General features: G+C 43.1%; 14 protein-coding genes. All 14 read left to right on the top strand.

Going from position 1 to position 26,742, the window contains the following annotated elements:
• Positions 1-3 precede the first annotated feature (3 nt).
• The 14 genes from QJ048_RS01235 (at position 4) to QJ048_RS01170 (ending at position 26,742) form a co-directional block, all read left to right on the top strand.
• Entirely contained in the window at positions 4-2,046 is a 2,043-nt protein-coding gene (locus tag QJ048_RS01235; RefSeq protein ID WP_282332498.1) for a beta-galactosidase trimerization domain-containing protein, read from the top strand.
• Positions 2,047-2,243: 197 nt separating this feature from the next.
• Positions 2,244-4,352, top strand: a complete 2,109-nt coding sequence (gene bglX / locus QJ048_RS01230; RefSeq protein ID WP_282332497.1) for a beta-glucosidase BglX — start codon at positions 2,244-2,246, stop codon at positions 4,350-4,352.
• Positions 4,353-5,089: 737 nt separating this feature from the next.
• Positions 5,090-6,022, top strand: coding sequence for a 3-hydroxyacyl-CoA dehydrogenase NAD-binding domain-containing protein (locus QJ048_RS01225; RefSeq protein ID WP_282332496.1), 933 nt, complete (start codon positions 5,090-5,092; stop codon positions 6,020-6,022).
• A 9-nt stretch (positions 6,023-6,031) separates the two neighbouring features.
• Positions 6,032-7,114 carry a dipeptidase gene (locus QJ048_RS01220; RefSeq protein WP_282332495.1) on the top strand — a complete coding sequence of 361 codons (1,083 nt, stop codon included), beginning with the start codon at positions 6,032-6,034 and terminating at the stop codon, positions 7,112-7,114.
• Between the two features lie 25 nt (positions 7,115-7,139).
• Positions 7,140-8,258, top strand: a complete 1,119-nt coding sequence (locus QJ048_RS01215) for a D-TA family PLP-dependent enzyme (RefSeq protein WP_282332494.1) — start codon at positions 7,140-7,142, stop codon at positions 8,256-8,258.
• A 244-nt stretch (positions 8,259-8,502) separates the two neighbouring features.
• On the top strand, positions 8,503-9,888 hold the full coding sequence (locus QJ048_RS01210) for a hypothetical protein (protein WP_282332492.1): 1,386 nt from the start codon (positions 8,503-8,505) through the stop codon (positions 9,886-9,888).
• 215 nt (positions 9,889-10,103) lie between these two features.
• Entirely contained in the window at positions 10,104-13,382 is a 3,279-nt protein-coding gene (locus QJ048_RS01205; protein WP_282332491.1) for a SusC/RagA family TonB-linked outer membrane protein, read from the top strand.
• 19 nt (positions 13,383-13,401) lie between these two features.
• Complete coding sequence (locus QJ048_RS01200; protein WP_282332490.1) at positions 13,402-15,210, top strand: RagB/SusD family nutrient uptake outer membrane protein; 1,809 nt, start codon at positions 13,402-13,404, stop codon at positions 15,208-15,210.
• A gap of 33 nt (positions 15,211-15,243) precedes the next feature.
• Entirely contained in the window at positions 15,244-15,606 is a 363-nt protein-coding gene (locus tag QJ048_RS01195) for an InlB B-repeat-containing protein (protein WP_282332489.1), read from the top strand.
• Between the two features lie 33 nt (positions 15,607-15,639).
• Positions 15,640-17,823 carry a type 1 glutamine amidotransferase family protein gene (locus tag QJ048_RS01190; protein WP_282332487.1) on the top strand — a complete coding sequence of 728 codons (2,184 nt, stop codon included), beginning with the start codon at positions 15,640-15,642 and terminating at the stop codon, positions 17,821-17,823.
• Positions 17,823-20,552: an alpha-L-rhamnosidase gene (locus QJ048_RS01185; RefSeq protein WP_282332486.1), complete on the top strand. Its 2,730-nt coding sequence runs from the start codon at positions 17,823-17,825 to the stop codon at positions 20,550-20,552. The genes QJ048_RS01190 and QJ048_RS01185 overlap by 1 nt, the downstream gene beginning before the upstream one ends.
• Before the next feature lie 42 nt (positions 20,553-20,594).
• On the top strand, positions 20,595-22,142 hold the full coding sequence (locus QJ048_RS01180; protein WP_282332484.1) for a sulfatase family protein: 1,548 nt from the start codon (positions 20,595-20,597) through the stop codon (positions 22,140-22,142).
• 33 nt (positions 22,143-22,175) lie between these two features.
• Entirely contained in the window at positions 22,176-24,320 is a 2,145-nt protein-coding gene (locus tag QJ048_RS01175; protein WP_282332483.1) for a beta-galactosidase trimerization domain-containing protein, read from the top strand.
• A gap of 133 nt (positions 24,321-24,453) precedes the next feature.
• Positions 24,454-26,742: a glycoside hydrolase family 3 N-terminal domain-containing protein gene (locus tag QJ048_RS01170; RefSeq protein ID WP_282332481.1), complete on the top strand. Its 2,289-nt coding sequence runs from the start codon at positions 24,454-24,456 to the stop codon at positions 26,740-26,742.

The following is a 26,742-nucleotide window of genomic DNA, read 5'->3' as shown; positions in this document are numbered from 1 at the left end:
TCTATGAAGCAAAGAAGTATGAAAAAAATTACATTAAGTCTAACGAAAATAATCATTGCCGGTTTATTGACGGTTCTTATCTGCAGTGGATATGCGAAGGCGCAGACAAGCATGAATGACGTGCCGATGATTGGCGCGGAAGTATTTATTGAGCCTGGTCAAACACCTGAAGAAATTGATGGTTGGTTCAAGAGTATGAAAAACGCAGGCATGTCGGTTACACGCATCCGCATGTTTGAAAGTTATATGCACAAGCCTGATGGCAGCTGGGACTATTCTTTATTTGATCTCGCTTTTAAAGCAGGGGAGAAATACAATATTAAAATCTATGCAAATTTATTTCCTGCCACCGCTTTTACCGATGTAGGCGGATTTAAGTTTCCTAAAAGTGATGAGAATCTTGCGGCCATTTCCAATTATATAAAACACGTGGCCAATCATTTCAAACAATTTACTTCTTTATACGGCTGGGTGCCGGTGAATGAGCCGGGCAATGGAGCCGTGCCGAATGATTCGTTTGCAAAGAATGTTTTTTATCAATGGAAAACGAGTCAGCGTACTGCAAGTTATAACAGCAATGGCTACCCGGTTTTTGATTTTTCCGATCAGCGTTTTCTTGTGTATTATAACGTTTGGTTCCTTGATTGGCTGGTAAAAGAAATTCATAAGTACGATCCGACGAAACCCATACATGTGAACAATCATGACATCTTCAAAAACGTAGCTGAATATGATTTTCCGCAATGGCGAAAATTTTTGACAAGTCTTGGCGGCTCTGCGCATGCCAGCTGGCATTTCAATTATTTCGATCGCCGCCAATTTGCAATGGCCATGAGTGCCAATAGCGAAATCATCAGGAGTGGTGCGGGTGACCTGCCATGGTTGATGACGGAAATCCAAGGAGGTAACAATGTATATAGTGGCGGTAACCCTATGTGTCCTACGAAAGAAGAGACAAGCCAGTGGCTATGGACCACTATTGGTACGGGCAGCAAGGGCGCTATATTTTGGTGCCTTAACCCCAGGAGCAGTGGTTTTGAAGCAGGAGAATGGGCGATGCTTGATTTCCAGGATAAGCCGAGTGAGCGCATGGAAGCTGCTGCCGTAGTGGCCAAGGTAATTGATGACAATAAGGAATTGTTTGCACGGGCAAGAGTTGCAGAAAGTGGCATCAGTATTTTATATTCCAGGGAGGCGCTTTGGGTAGAAAAAAAATTATTGCCAAATGGCAGTAAATATGAGGCAAGAGATGTAGGCGGTGTAATGAAATCTGCTTTGGGATATTTTGAAACCTTATCACAAATGGGTGTGCAAGTTAGCTTGCAGGAGATGGGGGAATATGATTTTTCAAAGGAAAACTATACCGGTAAAGTAATTATTTTATCGCACCAGATCAGTATCGCATCCAGTTATTGGCCGCAAATAAAAAACTTCGTTTCCAAAGGCGGTAAACTGATCGTTGATGGCCTTACTGCTTATTATGATGAAAATGCTCATTGCATATTGCGCCAGGGTTTTCCGCTGCAAGATCTTTTTGGTGGTGACATCAAGGAGTTTCAAATGATGGATACTGCTTTTGCTGAAACCATTGATGGTGTTGAAATGCCTGCTTGTTTGTGGAGAGGTTCTATATTCACCCAAACTGGTAAAGTAGCAGGAATTTCAAACGGAGATACGATTGCTGTTTTCAATAAATACGGTAAAGGACACGTAATATGGGTGCCGTCCATGTTGGGGTTTGGCGCAAGATGCAGCAAAGACTATGCGCCGCTGTCGCACTTTCTACAAAAGGAATTGAGCAATGTGCTGGCTACGCAGCCCATCATGTTTAACAATATACAACCGCAATTGCTAATGAAAACATTGCGTTCCGGCAACAGCTATATTACTGTTATCATCAATAAATCCAAAGAGACAAAAACAATTGCATTAAAGACGACCATCGGTGCAACACATCCACAATTGCTTTTTAACGACAGAGCAGGGAGCCTGCAAGAAACAGCAGTTACTATTAACCCTGAAGGAACGATGGTGATCAAGTGGTAAGAAAGCGGCAACTGGAATGCAGGTTCTAATACAGTGGTGATAAAAAAATTAATTGCATTGTAAGACAGTATTAATCTAAGAGTGGTATGCGAAAGAACAAGTCATTTTTTTTGACAATTTTGTTTGTCGGGCATTCGTTTGGATTATTTGCACAGAATAAGCCAGTTCGGCAAAGGGTCGACTCTCTACTGAAATTAATGACAATAGAAGAGAAGATTGGGCAGATGAATCAATACTCAGGTGGTGATGCCACAGGGCCTGTTACTGCCAGGCAAACAAATTTGCTAAAAGAGATACAGGAAGGTAAGATCGGTTCGTTGTTGAATGTAAAAGGTGCTTCCAATACAAGGGCCATCCAGCAGGTTGCATTGAAATCAAGACGTAAAATACCCTTGCTGTTTGGACTGGATGTGATCCACGGTTACAAAACTGTATTTCCAATACCGCTTGCAGAGGCCGCTTCGTGGGACCTGGATGCCATGCGCCTGAGTGCGCACATTGCTGCCAAAGAAGCGGCAGCGGCAGGCATACACTGGACCTTTGCACCTATGGTAGACATTGCACGCGATCCACGCTGGGGCCGCGTTATGGAAGGAGCAGGAGAGGATCCCTGCCTTGGAAGCATGATTGCCAAAGCAAGAGTAAAAGGTTTTCAGGGTGAAGCGCCGGGCGATACAGATGCAGTGATGGCTTGTGCCAAACATTTTGCAGCCTATGGAGCCGTGATAGCGGGCCGTGATTACAATGCAGTTGATATGAGCGAGAAACAACTCTGGCAAACATACCTGCCGCCGTTCAAAGCAGCGGTGGATGCGGGCACCGCCACTTTTATGAATGCTTTTAATACATTGAATGGTATACCGGCAACAGGCAATGATTACCTGCAAAGAACTATATTAAAAACCATGTGGAAATTCCCCGGCTTCGTTGTAAGCGATTGGAACTCGATTGGGGAAATGACGCAATGGGGGTATGCCGCTGATATGAAAGATGCCGCATGGAAAGCCATCACCGCCGGCAACGATATGGATATGGAAAGCAGAGCTTATGTAAAAAATTTGCCTGCACTGGTAAAGGAGGGGAAAGTAAACCCTGCGCTGGTAGATAGCGCAGTGGCAAGAATTCTGACAAAGAAGTTTGAATTGGGTTTATTTGATGATCCTTTTAAATTTTGCAATGAGGCACGGGAACAGCTGGTGATGAATGACAAGGCATCCATCAGAGCTGCATTGGATATGGCACGTGCTTCAATGGTTTTGCTAAAAAATGATCAAGCCATATTGCCGCTGTCCGGAAAGAACAAAATAGCACTTATCGGGCCGTTGGTTAAAAATAAAAAAGACCTGTTGGGAAGCTGGACCATCAACACAGACACGACAAATGTTTCCAGTGTATATGAAGGCATGTTATCGCATGCAAAGAATATGCAAGTAGTATATGCCAACGGATGTGGAATAGAAGACAGCGCTACAGCCGGTTTCGCTGAAGCTGTTGACGCAGCAAAACAAGCTGATATAGTCGTGATGGTACTGGGAGAGAATGCAGCCATGACGGGCGAAGCCGCATCCAAAACCAATATCAATGTGCCTGGTGTTCAGGAAGCATTGTTTAATGTCGTGGTTGCTGCGGGCAAGCCTGTAGTGGTTGTATTGATGGCCGGAAGGCCCATGATCTTCAATGACATTGCTCAAAAAGCAAGCTCCATTTTGTATGCCTGGTGGCCGGGCCAGGCTGGTGGCGATGCTATTGCAGATGTGTTGCTCGGTAAATTTAATCCAGCAGGGAAACTGCCTATTAGCTTTCCACGCAACATAGGACAGGTGCCTGTATATTATGCCTATACAAATACTGGGCGTCCGCTGAAACAAGAAGGTAAAACCGGCTATGTCTCTGCATATAAGGACAGTTGGAACAAGCCACAGTATGCGTTTGGGCATGGCCTTAGCTATTCGCAGTTTGCATATGATAGTCTTCAACTTAATCAAACCACAATGAGTGATCGCGGGAAAATCACCGTTCGTTTTCGCTTAAGAAATGTTGGAAAATATGCAGGTACGGAAGTAGCGCAGCTTTATCTGCGCGATGATGTGGCATCAATAAGCCGACCGGTTAAAGAGTTGAAGGATTTTTCTAAGGTATTCCTGGAGGCAGGTGCTTCGACATACGTTGAATTCAGTATCGACAAAGAAAAATTATCGTTTTATAACAATAAACTTGAATGGATTGCAGAGCCTGGTAATTTTCATTTGATGATAGGTAGTGCTTCGGATGATATAAGACTGGAAAGCGATTTTAAATTGCAGTAATGTTTGTATGGTTATTATAATTGATAACCCTTATTTATTTGGTATAAATTATTGCTTTTAATACAAATTCATTAAAAGGGTTCCTGTGAGCGCTTGACACTAAATTCTAATGGTATAGACTTAATACAATGGGGTGTTCAAATGTTGCCACAACTCAAGGTGAAATCGGATAGCAGTAAAGAGTTGTAGGTTATCATTTGGGATTTGTTTCTCTATTAAATTGTAATGAAAGCTAGAATATGAATTTTAGCTTATGAAAAGTGCCTACCTGCGCAACGCGGCCTTGGTGGGGATGACAGGCACAAATGTAATCGGTGCCTTTTTTTATGGCAAATTGAAGTGAACAATTCATTGAACATGGTTTTGCGAGATTGCTAATAACTTGAATAACATCTTTTTCAACACAAGTTCGATTCCCTCAGATAAAGCATCATTAAAGAAGCTTGCAAAATTAAGTGTTTGCAGGCATTTCATTTCTAGCCTGTCTCTACTTTATAGCACTTTTTAGCTATAGTTCCAGTGAACAAATCAGTGAACAGAAGCTGCATTGGGCTCTCATTTCTCGAATCAGTTTTACGTTTATGTCAGGAGTATGCCTTTGAAAAATAGTACCATAAATCCATATAAAAGTGAGAGCGAAAAATAGTTGTTAAAATTAGTTTTGGTTTCAGCAAGTTGTGTAGTTCGATGCGGGTTATTAGCAGCGATGCGGCTTGTTTAAAACTATGATAACTGATATGGATAAAAACTATGAGCGCTTGCCCGTGTTGATTTGGGGAAAAGGAAAATTATCGCACAGTATAGCTGTTTGTATGTTACAGACGGGATGTTGGGTGACTATGATAACAGAAGATGAACAGGCATCAGATTGTATAAAACAACATTGTAATGAAGCATATAAGGCAAATGGCAATAGGATAGCGACTGACAGGCTAATGATAAAGACAAAGCCTGATGAAAAAAAATATGGCGTAGCAATAATTGTTACTGAGGAAGATCTGTCTGAAAAAAAGATGGCCATCTGCACTGTAGAAAGAATGGTTGGGGTAGAAACCATCATCGCCATAAACATGGAAAGTATTGCCTTGCAGGAGTTGCAGAAAGACTGCAGCCAACCGGAAAGGTTGATGGGGTTGAACTGGACTGAACCTGCCCATACAACACATTTTCTCGAGATTATTACCAATGACATTACTAACAAAGTGTTGGCCGCTAACCTTCTCAATCTTGCAAAACAACATTGGACGAAAGACCCTTATCTGATTTGGGGTGAAGTGAGCGTGCGAGCCAAAATGTTATATGCGATGGCCCGAGAGGCATTTCATCTGGTACACAATGGCTACGCATCAATAGAGGACGTGGATCGTGCATGCAGAAACGATGCGGGCTATTATCTGCCGTTTGCCGGTAATTTCAGATATATGGACCTCATGGGAACTTATGCGTATGGGCTTGTGATGAAAGATCTTAATCGTGAATTGTCGAGGTCGTCAAAGGCGCCTGCATTCTTCCAGGAGATAATGGGACAGGGAGGTTTGGGAATGGAGAATGGTTTTGGTTTCTATGAATATGATAAGGATGCAGTGGAGCAATGGAAAGAAGTTGTAGGAAAATTTAGTCACGAAGTGCAACACATCATTCGAAAATATCCTTTCGGAGAAGATCAGTAAAAAACAGCAATGAAAAAGACTTTGATATTCGATGCACACCTTGATCTCGCAATGAATGCCATTGAGTGGAACCGCGACCTTACGCGTCCGCTGGATGAAATAAGAGCGAGGGAAATGCATATGAAAGATAAACCTGACAGAGGCCGTGGCACAGTGTGCCTGCCGGAACTGAGAAAAGGCAAGATCGGCTTGGTAGTAGCCACACAAATTTCCCGGGTATCAGCGAGTGGCAGCTCGCTGCCGGGGTGGCACTCCCCACAACAGGCATGGGCCATGACGCAGGCACAGCTTGCATGGTACAAAGAAATGGAAGCAATGAACGAGATGGTGCAGATTACAGACACCAAACAATTAGATGCTCATCTTGCACTTTGGAACGATGAAAGTATAGACGATGAAAAGAAACCGATTGGATATATTTTGAGTCTTGAAGGTGCTGATTCGCTTGTTGAAATTTCATATCTGCACAGAGCGTACGACTATGGTTTAAGAGCAGTTGGCCTCTCACACTTCGGACCGGGACGATATGCCCCGGGCACTAAAACACAAGGAAGCATCAAACCATTGGGAAAAGAATTGCTGAAAGAAATGAGCAAGTTGAATCTTATTCTCGATGTTACACACCTTACTGATGATGGCTTTGACGAAGCCATGAAAACATATCGTGGTCCCATATGGGCGAGCCATCACAATGTGCGCAAACTCGTGCCCACGCAAAGACAACTTACTGACGAACAGATAAAGCAACTGCTTGATCATGGTGCTGTAATAGGCGGCATGCTTGATTGCTGGGCGATGGACATACGTTTCATTGATACTGTATCTGATCCATGGCAACTGGATATTAAACTTGAAAAACTAATTGATCATTGGGATCATATTTGCCAGATAGCCGGCAACAGTTATCACATTGCAATTGGCAGCGATCTTGACGGTATCTTTGGTACCGAACAATCGCCCTGGGATATGGACAGCATTGCAGACTTGCAGAAATACCAGTCTTTACTTTTCAAGCGTGGATACACGATGGATGATGTAGAGAATATATTTCACAAAAACTGGATCAGGTTTCTGCGCAATGCCTGGGCGTGATGCGTTTACTACAAATTGAAATGTCATGACAACCGAAAGCTGGTACCATATTCCCGGAATTGACAACATAGATTCTCCTGCATTGATCTTTTATGCGGACAGAATGAGAGAAAATGTGAAGTTGCTGAAACTCATGATCGGCGATGCTTCACGGTTGCGTCCACATGTGAAAACACATAAAACGAAAGAGGCGACACAGATGATGATGGATGAAGGTATCAGGAAATTTAAGTGCGCCACCATCGCGGAAGCGGAAATGCTGGGAATGGTGCAGGCACCCGATGTGCTGCTCGCCTATCAGCCGGCGGGACCGAAATTGCAGCGTTTTATTTCCCTGGTTAAAAATTATCCCGCTACTAAATACTCGTGCCTTGTTGATCACAGAACCATTGCAGAAACGATTTCGAACGCAGCTATCGGCGAAAATATAGTGATTCCTGTGCTCATTGATTTGAATGTGGGCATGAACAGAACGGGCATTTCACCAGGTGAAGATGCGATCGACCTTTACAAGCATATTGCATCACTTAAAGGAATATCATTCGGCGGCCTGCATTTTTATGATGGCCACATAAAAGAGATTGATCTTGAAAAGCGCAGTGGCGAGTGTAATGAAGTTTTATCATCTGTACGACAATTAAAAACCGCGATTACAGACAGTGGCCACAACGAAAATGTGCAACTGGTGGGTGGTGGTTCACCTTCATTTCCCATTTATGCAAAGGAGCAGGATGTGGAATGCAGTCCCGGAACATTTATTTTTTGGGATAAAGGATATACCGATGGCTTGCCGGAACAAAAATTTTTTACAGCTGCACTGGTCATCACAAGAGTTGTGTCGCTGCCCGCAGAAGGATTGATATGTGTAGATATGGGGCACAAAGCCATTGCTGCAGAAAATATGCTCGCCAACCGTTTTTCTTTTCTCAATGCACCGGGGTTAACGCCTGTTGGGCAAAGCGAGGAACATCTCGTACTGAAAACAAGCGGAGCGCATTCATGGAAGATCGATGATGTGCTGTATGCATTGCCTATGCATGTGTGTCCTACAGTTGCATTGTATAAAAATGCCGTAATAATAGAAGATGGTGCTGTTGCCGGATCATGGAATATCATCGCAAGAGACCGTAAAATCTGTTATTAAGACCATTTGCAATGAGTGCAAACTCAAATCGGACTTATTATGTCCCTAAGCGCTCATTCGTTGGTCAGAATAAGTGTATTTATTACCTTTCATACTTGTCCTTGTGATATTTTCTTACAAACCTGTCTTCTGAAAAATAGTATTACTATTCCAAACAATAGTTGAAGAAATTTTTAATTGCTCAAATTATTTTTGGTTTGTCTTAAAATGCTTTAAACTAACGATCGCTTAAATAGAGAACCACATGAAAAAAATCTTCGCCGGAAGGTTGATCAATTGCAAACATTATTTGTTGATATCGGCACTCACATTCTCCGCTGCTTCATTTGCGCAGCAAACAAATATTGAGAATGTAAATACAAGCAATAGTGTTGACGAGCTGGGTATTGGAAAAACTAAGTCACAAAAATTTGCCACCGATGCTTTCCTGATTGGCAGGGATTATCACCACAATAAATTTGTTGACCGCGAGAAAGGATTGGAAGGCATGGCAGATTGCAACTTCACCATTGCTGATGCCGCCGATCCGCAAAATTACAAGCTTTGCGAAAAACTTGGATTGTCTGTTATCGTTTCCGAAGGACCGCATCTAACTGGCAAAGAGTGGATGAAAATGTCTGACAATGAGATCGACGCCTACATAAAAAATATGATCAAAAAAGCGGGCAAAAGCAAATCGATCATTGGATATCATATCTGTGATGAGCCTTCTGCGTTAGCTTTTCCACAACTTGCAAAAGCGGTGGCAGCAGTAAAAAAGTATGCTCCTGATAAACTGGCAGCCATCAATCTTTATCCTAATTATGCAACGATTTGGGAACTTGATCAACTTAAATCGCAACTGGGCACGAAGACTTATACAGAGTATCTTGAAAAATTTGTAAACGAAGTAAAGCCTCAGATACTGAGCTACGATAACTACATGGTGGAAATGTCTATGGACATGACTAACAAGGCAAGAGGACTAAGCTACTATACTAATTTGGTAGAAATGCGCCGCATTGCTTTAAAGTACAATCTTCCGTTTGTGAATGTTGTTTCTGCTAATCAGATAAGACCGTTTACTACCATTCCATCGCCCGCCAATCTTGCCTTTCAGGCATACACTACATTGGCAGCAGGCGCAGGTGGTATAAGATGGTACACTTACCACGGACAGGCATACGGTTACAATCCAATAGATAAAAATGAAAATAAAACACTAACCTGGAGATACCTGCAGGAAGTAAACAGGCAATTGAGTGTGCTTGGTCCTGTCATGAAAAAACTTACTTCAACAGGTTTATATTTCACGTCACCGGCACCCGATAGTTCGTTGCCTGCATTGCCCGGTAATTGGGTGCAGAAAATAGAAACAGATGCGCCGATGATGGTAGGCGAATTTGTGAGCGTGTCGGGAACAAAATATGTGATGGTTGTAAATCTTAGTCTTGAACGCTCTGCAAAGTTTGATATCAAAACAAAAATAGACCAGGAGAAAATCTGGACATTAAATGTAGGAGAGAATGGAGAACTGGTGCAGGCAAGACATAAAGACGGTATCTGGCTCACGGCAGGACAGGGCGTATTGATCAAGTGTGGTGGTGAATACGGTGCAGAGCCGGATCCAGAAAAGAAACCCGTTTACTAACACAATTGTCGTGTAACATACAGCACGATTGAATTGCAAAAATATAGATCGCATTCCTCAAGGACAACACTACGCACCATGGCACATGGCAGCAAAAGGAGTCATTTGAGTTTACCGACGTAATGCGATCGATACAATAACAACATTTTGTATTTGCCATAATTTTTCTAACGATTGATGTATTGACTTTATTCTCTCAAAAACTAACATGACATATGAAAAAAAGAATGACCCTGCTATTGCTGTGCACGTTCTTTGCCTGCATGTTCACATGGGGGCAACAGGCAACAGTAAATGGTAAAGTTGTGGATGAAGGCTCTCTGCCGCTGGCGGGGGTTACCATCACCGTCAAAGGTTCCAAACAGGGCACACACACAGATGCCACCGGTAGTTATTCTATCAAAGCCAACACCGGGCAAACATTGGTGTTCACTTCAGTAAGCTTTGCTTCTCAGGAAGTAGTGCTCGGCCGCAACACCACTATCAATATCACTTTGAAGAAGACAGCTTCTTCACTCGAACAGGTGGTGGTAGTGGGATATGGTAGCCAGAAAAAGACCGATCTCACCGGTGCTGTTTCTACCATTGATCTGCAAAAAACTTTAGACTCCCGGCCCGTGCCTGATCTGGCCCGTGGCTTGCAAGGCGCTTCCCCGGGCCTGATGATCACAACGTCAAGTGGCGATCTTGGACAATCTCCGGAGATACACCTTCGTGGTATAAACGGCTCTGTGAATGCAGACGCTACTCCATTGATCCTGCTCGACAACGTGCCCATTCCAAACATGATGATGGTAAACCCTTCAGACATCGAGTCGATCTCTGTTCTTAAAGATGCAGCAGCAGCCTCTATTTACGGATCACGTGCATCGTGGGGCGTTATCTTGCTTACATCTAAAAAAGGAAAGAAAGGCGTTCCGCGCATTTCTTACGAAAACAACTTCGCATGGTCATCTCCAATGAACACGCCAAAGATCGCTGACGGCGCAGATGGTGCGGAGTTCATGTTACAAGCCTACAGAAGAACAGCTCCTAACACCGCTAGCTTCAACATTCTTGGAGCATACTATGATGATATTAGCATCGATCGTATGAGACAATGGAAAAAATTATACGGCGGCATGGACCTCGGTCCTGACTTAGTGGAAGGACGCGACTTTGAGCGTCGTGCGGGTCAGACTTACTACTATCGTGCATTCGACGCTGACAATGTATTTTTAAATAACGCATCACCGCAAATGAAACACAACCTTTCTATTTCCGGTGGTGATGGTAAAACAACTTATTATGCCAGCGTAGGCATTATGGATCAGAAAGGGTTGGTGAAAGTAACTCCTGAGCCAGACAGATTCACACGCTTCAATGGTACTGCAAGAGTAGAAACAAAAGTAAACAACTGGTTCACCGCCCGGGCGTCATTGATGGCGTTTACTTCTAAAAAGAAATATCCAAACTTCAGGCTCGCTAATGCTACAGCAGGTGCGAATGAATACTGGTTCAATATTTATCGTTATCCTGAAACATATCCTTATGGCACCTTCAACGGAACGCCAATGAAAAACATTCTCACGGAATTGCAACAGGCCCACATGAACTCGCTGAGTACTGACCAGGCTCGTTTGCAAACCGGTGCTACACTGACCTTCATGAAAGGTTGGACTGCAGATGTTGACTATACTTACTCTATAGAAAACGCTCATTCCAACATCGCCACTTCACCAATATCCGGTATCGATAGTTGGACAGATGCAACGCTTACAAAAGTGGTAACGAACTATTTCCCTGCAGAAGACTACGTAAGAGAGAATGCAGTATGGACAAAAAGAAACGTTGCCAAAGCATACACTACTTACACAAAAGATATGAATGGCCACAGCTTTAAAGCAATGGCCGGCGTTGATGCTGAATACTATCTTTCCGAATTCCAATATTCCTCAGCAACAGGTTTGATGCTGGCATCCAAACCTACATTGAATCTTACAACGGGTACACAAACAGTGAACGGTTATCCTACACACTGGTCAACACTCGGCTATTTCGGTCGTCTTAACTACTCTTACAAAGGAAAATATTTGCTGGAAGCAAACATCCGAAGAGATGGAGCATCCAATTTTCCTCCAACGCAAAAATGGGGTACGTTCCCTTCATTCTCTGCGGGCTACATTGTTACCAATGAAAAATTCATGCAGGGCGTGAAAGAGAAAACACCATTGTCGTTTTTCAAAGTACGAGGTTCTTGGGGTTCTGTTGGTAACAACGACATCGGTTCAAACTCATACCTGCGCAGCATGAATGCATCACCTTCGGGCTGGTGGATCGGCGCGGGACAAAACCCAACAAAAGTGGACGTGTATGATAACGTGTCTACTTCCCTGACATGGGAAACCGTACAAACAACGGACCTTGGATTGAATGCGAAATTTTTCCACGATGCGTTGTCTGTTGACTTCGATATGTACAGCCGCGCAACAAAAGGAATGGTGACAACAGGTGTGGAAGTGCCGTCTTCACTGGGTTCTGCGGCTTCTAAGCGCAACTTCGGTGAAATGGTGACAAAAGGATGGGAGCTTGCTATTTCTTACGACAAAATATTTAATAATGGTCTTGGCATAAGCATCGGTGGCAACATTTCAGATGCTACGAGCACGATCACAAAGTTTGCCAACACAGAAGTGAACATCATGCCGGGTGGTAACGATGTGCCTAACTACCAGGGCAAAACAATGGGGGAGATCTGGGGCTATACAACAGACAGGTTGTTTAAGACCTCTGATTTCAACGGCAACAACGGCCAGGCCAATCCAACATGGAACTACGACGCAAAAACACCCAACCAGGATGCATTAAATACAAGCTCTGCATTTCACTTTGGTCCCGGCGATGTAAAGTATGTGGACGCAGATGGCAGTGGCGCGGTAGACTTTGGTAAAGGAACAAACCTCAATCATGGTGATATGCATGTGATCGGCAACACAACTCCGCGTTATTTATATGGATTGAGACTAGGACTCAACTATGCGGGCTTTGATGTCAGCGCATATTTTCAGGGTGTAGGTAAAAGAGATTATTGGGGAACCGGTTCTCTTTTCATTCCCGCCTTCACCATTGCAGAAGCAGTGTATCAAAATCAAATGGACTACTGGACGCCAGATAATCTCAACGCCTTCTATCCCGCAGCTTCCAATCCTGGTGCAAACAATCACAATGCGAACTGGCAACCACAAACACGCTATCTGCTAAACATGGCATATATGCGCATGAAGAACATTACCGTTGGTTACACATTGCCAAGAACAATGACACAAAAAATCGGCATCGCGAGGGCACGCGTGTTTGCAAGCGGTGAAAACCTGTTCACCATCGATAAAGTAACAATGTCCATCGATCCGGAAGTTCAACAAAACTCTGTGCAGGGCTTTACTGATCCTAAAAGTTTCGGAAGAACATATCCTTATTTCAGAACATGGTCTTGCGGCCTGCAGGTAGATCTATAAACCAAAATTCAACATTGTCATGAAAAATAAATTCTTACTATACATACTGGCCGGTTCAATGGCCATCACGGGATGTAAAAAAGATTTCCTTGTACAGGAGCCCCTCGCATCTTTTACCAACGAAGACTTCTGGACTTCTGAATCAAGTGTGAGAGCGTTTGCACAGGGTTATTATCCGGACAGATTTTCCGGCTTTGGTGTGAACGATCTGGGTGGTTCGTATTCTGTTCGCGAAACATTGAACGATGATTATACCAACATCAATCTCTCAGGTTTTGCTGCACAGCCAACTGTCAACGGAGGTAGCTGGGACACTTACTTTAGTAAAATAAGAAAGGATAATATTTTTATTGAGAACGTGTCGAAAATGAAATTTAGCGACACCGCTACATACAAACACTGGAACGGAATTGCACGCTTTTTCAGAGGGTTTGATTATGCAAGCTTCGTGTTCGATTTTGGTGACGTACCTTTTTACAACAAACCACTCACCGATAATGATCCGTTGCTTTTCAAACCTCGTGATCCGGCTACAGTTGTGATGGATAGTGTATTGGCAGATTTGAACTATGCTTCGCAAAATGTAAAACTCACTGATCCGCTTACCGGTCCTAATGGGTTGGTAATTACAAAAGATGTAGTTAATGCATTCATGTCGAGACTGTTATTGTATGTCGGCACTAAACTTAAATACGATCCTGCAAAGACTGCTGCTGACAAAAACAAAGCAGCAGGTTACCTGCAAGCCGCGAAAGATGCAGCAGCAAGAGTGATCAATTCTGGTCGATTCTCTGTGGCAGATAACTATCAAAAACTTTGCAGCACCATCGACATCAGTGCTACGGCAACTGTTAGCAAAGAAATGATCCTCTATCGCAGATATAACACCGGTGAAGTTACACACGCGATCGAATCAGGCAACAACGCCAACACTATACAAGGCTACGCTGCACCTAAAGATGTAATAGATGCTTATCTGTGTACGAATGGGATGCCGATAAAAACAACGAACGGTGTAAACCCGCAGTACCAGGGCGATCAAAGCGTTACATCACAATTGGCAAACAGAGATCTTCGTTTGGCAAACACTTTCCGCACAGACAGATACTATCTTCAATACATTGAAACCGGTTATTCAACTACAGGATATAAATGCTGGAAGTTTTTGGATGAACCTACACAAAACGATGCAACTTCAGTACAAAGTTTCAATATAACAGATGCGCCGATTATTCGTCTTGGAGAGGTGATGTTAAACTACATAGAAGCAGCCGCGGAGCTTGCTGACATGGGGCAATACACAGTTTTGCAAAATGACCTTGACATAACCATCAACGCATTGAGAAAAAGAACGGGTTATGCAACTGCATCAAGACTTCCGGATATGAAAATCATTGGCGGCTTGCCTGCAGTAGGCACAACGGTATATGAAGATGCAGACAGAGATCCAACAGTGCCTTCATTGATCTGGGAGATCCGTCGCGAAAGAAGACTGGAATTGCTGTATGAAGGTTTCCGTCTGCGCGATCTGAAACGCTGGAGAAAACTGGACTACGCAAATACAGAACTGTATCCTAAAAAGAACCTTGGTGCATGGGTAACAAAAAATGCAACAACCAAAGGACTTATCCTTGCAGACATCAATGGCAATGTTACATCAGCAGCGAACGTTACAACCGGCAGCGGTTATTTAAAAGTATCGCAAACATTGCGCAACGCAGCCAATGGTAATGTGCTTGACCGAAATTACTTTGATTGCGTGCCTACTTATCAGGTAGATTTCTACCAAAGGAATGGTTCTGCGCTTACGCAAAATCCAGGATGGTAAGCTTTTCATTCAATAACTTTTTAAGTAAAGACAATGAAGACATCAACAATAAAACTGACACTTCTATCCATTGCATTCATCGGTTGTTTTGGATTGATCAATGCGTGTAAAAAGAATAGCGAAGAGGTAGATAAAACCTGCAACGTTACATTTATTCTTAACCAAACCAATGCGGCAGGAGATACGGTAAATGTTGCTGCCACTGCAGGGTTGCTTGTTCAGAACGCACCGGTACCGGTTCGCACCGGTTACACATTTGCCGGTTGGTTTACAAACTCTGCGGATGCCAATCCCGATCCCACAAAAAACACTGCGGCGCCAAAATTTCCTGCATATGATATCGCTAACAAGCCGATATACCTTGATGTGATTTTGTATGCAAGATGGGTGAAATAGGAATTAGGAGTTAAACTTAAAACCAAATCAACAGTGAAGAAGAACCATAGCTATATACTTTTAATGTTGCTGCTGGCAGGAGCCAAAAATTTCGCGCAACAACCGAACCCTACGGATACAATAAGAACCAAGACTTTTCCGGCTGCGGTACAGTTCACCCCTGTGCCCTCCGGTAAAGGCTGGCGGGATGAGCCACTTCCGCTCTCCGATGAGTTGATGAAAGAAACCATGCACAACATCGTTGCGCATGGTTTTACTCATATTGCTTCCGGTGAATTTTCTAAAGGTGGAGCAAATGAGCAGGTGCTGAACTATGCTCAAAAAATTGGTATGAAAGTAGATTGGACCTCCAACGGGGTCCAACTCTTTAAACGCAATGATCCTCCTCCTTTCAGCGTGTATTCTCCTGAGTACATGAATGCAGTTAGGAAACAGATAGATCCCGTGCTTGGCAGCATTAAAAAGTTGTCAAACCCCAACACGATGTTTCCTTTTATGGATGAGCCTTTCCATGCTGACACTACTGCATTTGACTATCGCAAAGAAACTGCCGATGCATTCAAAAAACAATACGGCTATGTAATGCCGGCAAGTTATGCGGAAGCAAAAAAAGATCCGAAGAAACATCTTGATTTTGTCAACTTCCAGTCAAGCACTTTTGTGGTGGCATGGAAAAATATTTACAAAGAAGTAAAAGCATTCGATGCACGACCAAAGATCGTAATGACACACGACAGTCATAACACAATGGGTGGTGGTGTGGAGTCAGATTCAAGATATGGCATTGACGATATCTTTCACTGGGGTGGAGAATATGCGGACATGTTCCTCTACGACATTTATCCTTACACCATGTTCGATTATCGATATGGTGAATATGGCAAATTGCCCAACCCTCGTATCAGCCAAATGCATTACACCATGGCGCAAATGCGCAACCTTACTACAACCTACAAGAAAGAACTTGGATTTTGGTTAGGCACTTACAACGAAGGTTGGTTCCGTCGGTACATGAACGCTGAAATGGAAAAGCAATATTGGGGCGAACGTGAACTAGCTTATACCGCTATTGCAAATGGCGCCAACTTCATCATCACGGGCATCAACATTCCACAAGATGCACGCCATTGGGACGATCTTGGAAAAGGCATGCGTGCCATACAAAAAGTAGGTGGCGAAATATTAACTGCGCCTAAATTAAGATCACGTGCGTGCTTTCTTTTCCCAAGAAGTCAGTATGTGCAATTGAACGAAGAGTATTTCAACGTGGGACTTACGTTTGAGCTTTGCCAGCGTGCCTTTGGTGAAATGGACATCATACATGAAGAACAAGTGACAGATGAAAAAATGAATGGTTACGATATTCTCGTACTGGCAGATGTAAAAGTTCTGCCTGCTCAGGTTGCCGCTAACATTGAACGCTTCGTTGAGAACGGAGGCATCGTAATTGCAGATTGTGTGCCGCAACAGGATGCTACTTTGCAACCGCTGCAATCAATGAAAAAATTATTTGGGGTAAATAGTGCATCCACAGACAGAGCTTTGCAAAAAGGGCAATGGAACCCTTTCTCAATGCTGCCTGCACAGTGGGCGCATGGTTTAAAAACGCCACCGCCTATGCCGGAAAAAGTATTTGATAAAGCAGCAGGTAATGCATTCGGAAAACAATATGACCTCAACATTGTGTCGCCAAGAAATTGCCAGAATGCAGAAGGAAACATTGTTGCCAAAATGAACTCAGGTGAGCCTTTGCTCATACAAAAACAAACAGGCAAAGGAAAAACATACTTGTTGGGATTTTGTTTGCAGGACACTTATTTCCAAACTTATTTAAAAGAAGATACTGCTTCACGCAATCAATTGTATGATTTGATACACAATATTTTTGCAGACACTAAGATTTCTTCTCATGCGTATTCATCCAATCCTGATATGGAAGTAACAGTACGGGCAAGTGATAAGGCGGCTTATGTATTTGTTATCAATCACGAATCATCTAATCCTGTCAGCGACCTAACCCTTTCTGGACTTGGCTTTGAACCCGGAGAAGTCATGGACGTGGAGTGGGGGCGCCCTGTTGCTTTTACAAACGAAAATGGACAAACCAAATTCACCATCATGGCTGTGGAAGGAACTCCAACAGGCGTTACAAGATTGCTGAAAGTAACTCCGAAAAATAATTCGATGGCTTCGATCAAAAAACAGACAAACGACTGATGAAAAAGCGACTTATATTTTTATCACTGTGGTTTCTTATCGCTGCATCGCGGACTACTTCATGTGCGCAGGTAGCAGTTACAAAATTGACAACCGAATATCTTTCAAACCCTGTTGGTATCGATGTGGAAACACCGCGATTGTCATGGATCATCGAAAGTAAAGAAAAGGATTATTTGCAATCTGCTTACCAGATTTTGATTGCTTCTTCACCGGGGAAATTGACAGAGCAAAGTGCAGATGTCTGGAACAGTGGAAAAATAAAGTCAGATCGTTCTGTGCTTGTTCCTTTTAAAGATCATCAACTTAATTCAAGACAGCGTTATTACTGGAAAGTTCGTGTTTGGAACACGAACGATAAAGCTTCTGAATATAGCGATGTTGCCAGTTGGGAAATGGCATTGATGAAGAAAGATGACTGGCAGGGAAAATGGTTGTCAGCACCTAAAGTGTATGACTGGGCCTCATTCGTTGCACAAAGAAAATCGTACATTAAAGAAGATAAGCCTGAAGCGGGTGATGCTGCGCCGCAGTTCAGAAAGACTTTCTCGGTCGCCAAAAAAGTAAAGCAGGCAAGACTTTATATTTCCGGGATCGGTTATAACGTACCATGTATAAATGGCCAAAAGATTGGCGAACGTTTACTTGATCCTGCATTTACACGATATGATAAAACAGTATTGTATTCAGTTTATGATGTCACTGATAAATTGAATACAGGCGAAAACGTTGTTGGCGTAACATTAGGAAATGGTTGGTACAACATGTTTACCAAAGATGTTTGGGGTTATGATCACGCCCAATGGAGGAGTGCACCTTGCGTGCTGGCACAAATAGAAATGATATTTGAAGATGGCAGCAGAACAATTATTGTCACAGATGAATCATGGAAAACTGCGCCAGGTCCTATCGTTTTCAACAGCATAAGACAAGGTGAATTCTACGATGCCACTAAAGAAACAACAGGCTGGAACAAAACAGGTTTCAATGATGCAAACTGGTTGGCACCATTGATCGTAAGCGGTCCGGCAGGAAAGCTGAAAGCGCAAATGATACAGCCTGTAACTGCAACCGAAAGATTCGTTCCCCAAAAAATAACACAACCGTTACCGGGCATTTATGTATTTGATCTTGGAAAAAATATCGCCGGTTTTGCGGAGTTGAAATTAAAGGCGCCTGCGGGAACAACAGTCACATTAAAATATGCTGAACGTCTCGATGCCAACGGCAGAGTAGATCAGGCGGATATTGCGCAACACGTTGCAGGGAAAATGGTGCAGACAGATAAGTATATCTGCAAAGGAAATGGAACCGAAATCTGGCATCCATCATTTATGTATCACGGCTTTCAGTATGTGGAAGTGAGCGGCCTGCCACAAGCTCCTGATGAGCAAGTGCTAACAGGTATCAAAGTACACACGGCGATGGAAAGTGCAGGTAGTTTTGAATGTTCCAATACGCTGTTTAACAATATTCAGCAAGCAACACTCAATTCATACCAAAGCAATTTCATGGGTTATCCAACGGATTGTCCGCAACGTGAAAAGAACGGCTGGACGGGCGATGCGCACTTAGCTGCGGAAACCGGTCTTTACAATTTCAGGTCGCAAAATGCTTATACTAAATGGCTCAGCGATATAGCTGATGAACAAAAGTCTACAGGCGAATTGGCAGCCATCGTACCAACTGCGGGCTGGGGTTATTTCTGGGGAAATGGCCCTGCATGGGATAACGCGATGGTGCTTATTCCATGGTACATGTATGAATACAGTGGCGACGAAACGATACTACAGCAAATGTATCCGCACATTAAAAGATATGTGGACTATCTCGGCACCAGAGCAGAGAATAATATTGTGAGCATTGGATTGGGAGATTGGGCGCCTGCAAAAACAAAAACACCTGCAGACATTACATCTACGGCGTACTATTATGTCGATGCAATGTTGTTATCGAAAATGGCGACAATATTTGGTTACAGTGAGGATGCAAAAAAATACGCAACTCTTGCCAACTCAATAAACGAAGCATTCAACAAACGCTATTACCACAACAAAGGCGTTTATGGAGAAGGCAGTCAAACAGCCTTGTCCTGTGCAATTTACCAGGGACTTTGCGGAAATAATTTGAACGCCACACTTACAGCATTGGCAGACAGCATAAAGAAAAACGATAACCATCTTGATTGCGGCATGCTGGGCACGAAATATTTATTGAATGCATTGTCAGACAATGGTCGTAGTGATGTTGCTTACAAAATTGTGAACCAGCGTACGTTTCCAAGCTGGGGCAATTGGATAGAACAAGGTGCTACAACTTTGTGGGAACAATGGAACGGCACCGAGTCGCACAATCACATCATGTTTGGCGATGTAAGTGCATGGTTCTATAAAAATCTTGCAGGAATCAATACCGATAAAGACGCAGCGGGCTTCAAGCGCATTTTGTTCCGGCCATATTTTGCGCCGGAGCTTACATGGGCAAAAGCCTCACATCAAACGATGTATGGCGATGTGAAGGCAGGTTGGACAAGATCGAAAGATGTCATCACGTACAATATTTCGATTCCTGCAAACACAACAGGAGATGTCGTTTTGCCAGGCAATAAAAAAATATTGGTGGATGATGTTGTCTTAACAACGAACACATCCAATGTAACGGTGGATAAACAAAATGGAACGATCAAAGTAAAATTAGGATCAGGTGATCATGAAATAAAGTTGATGTAGAAAAATGTAATAGCTGTTTTATAAAACATAATTGACCCAGTGATGAAGTATCGCTTTAATTCTATTTACAAAAGCAGTAGGTGTGTGTTGGCTGCATGCATAGCCATGCCATTGTTTATGCTCGCGCAAAATGGCGTGGTGCAGCAGCCCAAAGGCTCGCTGGCATTGCAAAAAATCGCAGGTGCAAAACCACGAAACATCATTTTCATATTAACGGACGATCATCGCTATGATGCATTGGGTTTTCTGAAAGCGCAAACTTTTATTCAAACGCCAAACCTCGATAAACTTGCAGGCGGCGGTGCCTATTTGAAGAATGCATTTGTAACAACCTCCCTATGCTCCCCTTCACGAGCATCTATACTTACAGGGTTGTATGCGCACAAACACAAAGTGGTTGATAATAACAATCCTGTTGGTACAGACCTTGTTTTCTATCCTCAGTATTTACAGCAAATAGGCTACCAGACTGCCATGATAGGCAAGTGGCACATGGGTGGCGATCATGATGATCCACAGCGCGGTTTCAATTATTGGGTTTCTTTCAAAGGGCAAGGCTCTTATTTGCCAGAGGCGAATGGATTAAATGTGAATGGAAAGCATGTGGCGCAAAAAGGATACATCACAGATGAACTTACAGACTACGCTATCGACTTTTTAAAGAACCGCGACAAGAACAAACCTTTTATGCTGTATCTCTCGCACAAAGGTGTGCATGCAGACTTTGTGCCTGCTGCGCGCAACAAGGGAATGTTCAAAGATTACACATTTGTTGCGCCTCTTACAATGACACCCGGCAGTTTGACCGATGCACCCATGTGGTTGCAGAATCAACGCAACTCATGGCATGGCGTGGAGTTCCCTTATCACAGCAGCCTTGATATTGGCGAATATTATAAACGCTACGCAGAAACATTATACAGCGTTGATGAAAGTGTGGGTCGCGTGCTGGACGAATTGAAACAGGAAGGTCTGTTGAATTCAACATTGATAGTTTACATGGGCGACAATGGGTTTCAGTTTGGCGAGCATGGCCTTATAGATAAACGCACTGCCTATGAAGCATCCATGCGTGTGCCTATGCTGGCCTATTGTCCTGATCTTATAAAGCCCGGTACTGTAGTCGACAATGTTGTAGCAAATATTGATGTGGCAGAAACATTGCTCGATGCGGCTGGTTTAAAGGCCCCGTCATATATGGACGGTGTCAGCTTTCTTCCATTACTGCAAGGCAAACAAACCAACTGGCGAAGGGGCTTACTCTATGAATATTACTGGGAACGCAATTATCCTCAAACGCCTACAATTCATGCATTGCGAGGTGATAGATACAAATACATTCACTACACAGGAATATGGGACACTGATGAATTGTATGACCTGCAAAACGATCCGCAGGAAGCGAAGAACCTTATAAGGGATCCTGCATACAAAGAAGTTGTTAAACAAATGAACAAGGATATGTTTGATGAATTGAAAAAGAGAGACGGCATGTATGTGCCTTTGTATCCTGACAACGGCGAGCCCAACAATTTGAGGAATAAATCAGGTTCGAAGGTAGCGGAGTTTCCAGATTATTTGTTGCGGTAATTAAGCTGTTCTAAACTAACTAAAATTGATCTTTTGCACAGACTCATTTATATATCACTATTAGTTTTAGGTATTATTTTTTCAGTTGAAGCGGAGGCGCAGAGTACTGAAACCCGTCAGGTATTTTTTCCTGAAGGCAACAGTTTTTTCCCTTCAAGCATTCAGTTTACACCGCTCGCTTCTGAATGTGGTGGGGATACTGCCGCATTGCAACGAAGGTCTGTTGAAGATATTTATAAGAAAGGATTCAATACTATTTGGGTGCGTAGTTTTTCAAATAAACAGGCTCAGGGTTTATTAAAGTTTGCACAGCAGCAGGGAATGTCCGTAGATTTTATGACCAACGGCTTTGAGTTGTTTGACCGTTATGCCCCGCCTGCAATAAGTGTGTATGCCCCGGATTATGAAGTAGCAGTGAGAAAGAAAATGAAAGAAGGTCTTTTGCCGGTGAAAGAGCTGGATGTTATTCGCTACATATTTCCGTTCCAGGATGAGCCTTTTCATGCCGGCCCTGAGTCATTTGATTATAGCCGGTATGCGAAAAAAGAATTCAGGAGACGTTTTGGGTATGAAATGCCTGACAGCTTGCCGGCCGTGAAAAACGATTGTAAAAAATGGATAGATTTTCTCAATTTTCAATCCAATACGTTTAGTGATGGTTGGGAGAAGGTTTACAAAATAGCCAAAACATTTGAGCCCCGTGCTAAAGTTGCAATGACGCACGATAGTCACAATAGTTTTGGCGCCGGTGTAAAATCAAATTCCAAAGTGGCCATAGATGATGTGTTTCAATGGGGCGGCAGTTTTGCCGATGTGTATGTATATGATATTTATCCCTATCACACGTTTGATTACAGGTATGGAGAATTAGGTAAACTACCAAAGCCACGCATGAGCCAGATGCATTATGCTATCTCGCAGCTTCGCAATGTTACTACAACTTATAACAAAGATCTTGGCTTTTGGGTGGGCACGTACAATGAAAATTGGTTCACGCGTTTTAGAGGCCCTGAAAGAGAGAGTCAGTATTGGGCCGAAAGAGAAATGGCGTATACTGCCATTGCACAGGGAGCCAACTATTTAATATCCCCATCAAACTACACAGGCGTTAACGTGCCTGTAGATTCTTCGCACTGGACAGACTATGCACGGGCCATGCAAGTAATTCAGAAAGCAGGCCCTGCTTTATTGAATGCACCTAAGGTTAAAGCCAATGCATGTTTTCTTTTTCCAAGAACACAATATCTATTGCTGCAAGAAGAATATTTTAATGTGGGCCTTTCGTTTGAATTATTTCTCAGAGCCTTTGGTGAATTGGATATTTTACATGAGAACCAGGTTACGGACGATAAGCTCAATGACTACAAAGTATTGGTACTTGCTGATGTTAAGTTGTTGCCGGCATCCGTTGCCGCGCATATCAGCAGGTTTGTACAAAACGGCGGAATTGTGATTGCGGATTGTGTGCCACAATTGGATGAGAATAAAAAGCCGCTATCCACAATGACAAAACTGTTCGGTATAAATAAAGCTGAAACAGGACGTGTGTTACAGGAAGGGCAGTGGGTGCCTTTTGCTAACCAGCCACCTAAAATGTCATTTCCTCCTTCCGGTGAGCAAAGCGGTGAAGAGATAAGGACAGATGAACTTAAGGGGGATGCTTTCAATAAGCAATTCGATTTTAAGATTGTAAGTCCGCGTTATGCAAGATTGACAAATGGAAAGCCACTGATGCAATTAGCCTCCGGCCGTCCTGCCTTAATACGCAATAATGTTGGAAAGGGAAAAGCCTACGCGTTTTGCTTTTGTTTGCAGGATAACTACTTTCAAACGTATAAAGATAGCAGTGACGCAACACAGGAACAATTGCTGGAGTTAGTCAGCTGCACATTAAAGGACGCAAAAGTTCAATCGCATATTTATTCTTCCAATCATGACATAGAAGCTACAGTGCGGGCCAATGCTGAAGACGGTTATATTTTTATCATTAACCACGAAACGATGACTGCAGTAACAACAATAAGGTTTACAAGCATAGGATTCCGCGTGGCTAAGATTGTTAATGTTGAAACTGGCAGGGCAGTAGCTTTCAAAGCAACGGATAATGCCGGAGAGTTTAATATTGACGTGCCTTTTGGAAGTACTTGTTTGTTAAGGCTGTATCCTTCGGAGAAATAATGAATAGAAAATGCATGATGTGGATGTTGTATGAAAGTATCATAATTGTTGTAAATAGTATGTTAGCGCAAAATCGGTTTTAATTATTTTTGAAATGAACGATTGCAGAAAGATCGCAAAACGATGTGACCGTATGAAAAAGAAGACATTATTTTTATTTGTCATGGTGCCGGGACTTATGTTTGCTCAACCCAAAAGGAAAGCCGTTGAAGCGCCGCTTTACAAAGATGCCAAAGCGCCAATAGAAGCAAGGGTAAAGGATTTAGTGAAGCGAATGACACTGCAGGAAAAAGTGTCACAAATGCAGGATCTTTCCTTCAGCGAATTTGCCGATGGCAAAAAGATAGATGAGGATAAAATGAACAAGAGGCTAAAAAGCCTTAGTTATGGCGTGTTTGAGGGTATGGGGCTTAGCGTGGAAGAATACGCACAAGCCATCAATACTATACAACATTACATGGTGGAAAAAACGCGGCTTGGTATTCCGGTTTTTACATCGTCGGAAGCATTGCATGGTTGTGTGCATGGCGGCGCCACTATTTATCCGCAAGCCATTGCATTGGGCAGCACATTCAATCCATCGCTGGTAAATGCAATGGTGAAAATGATCACACCTGAATTGAAGGCACAAGGTTCCAACCAGGTGCTATCTCCAGACCTTGACCTTGCACGTGAATTGCGCTGGGGAAGAGTGGAAGAAACGTATGGCGAAGATCCATACCTTACAAGCCGCATGGGCGTTGCATTTGTGAAAGGTTTCAAAGAAGGCGACATCGTTTGTACCCCTAAACATTTTGTGGCACATGGCTCGCCCGCAGGCGGCCTGAATCTTGCGACAGTTGCAGGCGGCGAAAGAGAGCTACGCTCCATTTATCTGAAACCTTTTGAAGCAGTAATAAAAGAAGCGCAGCCGATGAGCATCATGAATGCTTACAGTTCATATGATAGAGTTCCCGTAGCCGCATCGCATCATATCCTTACCGACATACTTCGCAACGATCTGGGCTTTAATGGATATGTATATTCAGACTGGGCATCTGTTCAAATGCTTTACAATTTTCATTACACGGCCAAAGACTCTGCCAATGCAGCTTTGCAGGCGGTGAAAGCGGGCCTTGACCTGGAAGTGTGGAGCGATTGTTATGGCACGCTGGATAGTCTTGTGCAAAGCGGCGCATTGCCTGTTAAGTACATCGATACTGCCGTTGCACGCATATTAAGAGCCAAATTTGTGATCGGTCTTTTTGAGAATCCTTATCCTGATCTTGAACTTTTAAAAACTTCTATTCATACACCGCAATCCGTTCAACTGGCATTGGATATAGCAAGAGAATCGATCGTGCTAATGAAGAACGAGAATTCATTGCTGCCTTTCAAAAGCAATGTCAAATCATTGGCGGTGATTGGTCCAAGTGCTGACCAGGTTCAGTTTGGCGACTACACATGGACAGGTGACAATAAAAACGGAGTAACGCCATTGCAAGGACTTCGCGCACTTGTAGGAAACAGTGTTTCACTTAACTATGCAAGAGGTTGCGATATACATACGCAGAACAAAAGTGGAATTGCAGAGGCTGTTGCGGCTGCGCAAAAAAGCGATGCAGCGGTGATCTTTGTTGGATCACAAAGTGCGTCATCCGGACATAAATTCCCCAACGCGACAAGTGGTGAAGGATACGATCTTACTGATCTTACATTGACCGGTGCGCAGGAAGATCTTATAAAAGCGGTGCAGGCAACGGGCAAACCTGTTGTGGTAGTACTTGTAGCAGGAAAGCCATTTGCAATGCCATGGGTGAAAAAAAATATTCCTGCTATCATTACGCAATGGTATCCGGGCGAACAAGGCGGTACGGCCATTGCAGAAGTGTTGTTTGGAAAAACAAATCCTTCCGGTAAACTCAACGTTTCGTTTCCGCAAAGTGTCGGTCATTTACCTGTGTACTATAATCATTACCCTTCCGACAAAGGTTATTATCACAAACCGGGTTCCGTTGATACACTTGGAAGAGATTATGTTTTCTCGAGCCCTGATGCGCTGTGGGCCTTTGGTTCAGGATTGAGTTACACAACTTTCAAGTACAATGACATGAAAGTGTCGAAGACTTCGTTCACTGAAAAAGAAAATTGTCACATCGAAATAGCTGTAAGCAACACCGGCTATATGGATGGTAAAGAAGTCGTGCAATTATATGTGCGTGATAAAGTAAGTTCTGTGGAAACACCGGTAAAAGAATTGAAACGATTTGAGAAAGTGTTCATTAAAAAAGGAGGTACTGTAAAGGTCGCATTCGATCTGCCGATAAGTGAACTCGCCTTATACAATGCTGATATGCGAAAAGTAGTGGAGCCGGGAGAGTATGAGTTGCAGGTTGGTACCTCTGATAATATTTTGTTGCAAACAACCATTACAGTAAAATAA

Origin of the sequence: Pinibacter soli (genome assembly GCF_029961145.1) — a bacterium.
GTDB classification, from domain to species: Bacteria; Bacteroidota; Bacteroidia; order Chitinophagales; family Chitinophagaceae; genus Pinibacter; species Pinibacter soli.
The sequence above is the reverse complement of the archived record's forward strand: the minus strand, read 5'-3'. Positions and strand labels throughout refer to the sequence as shown.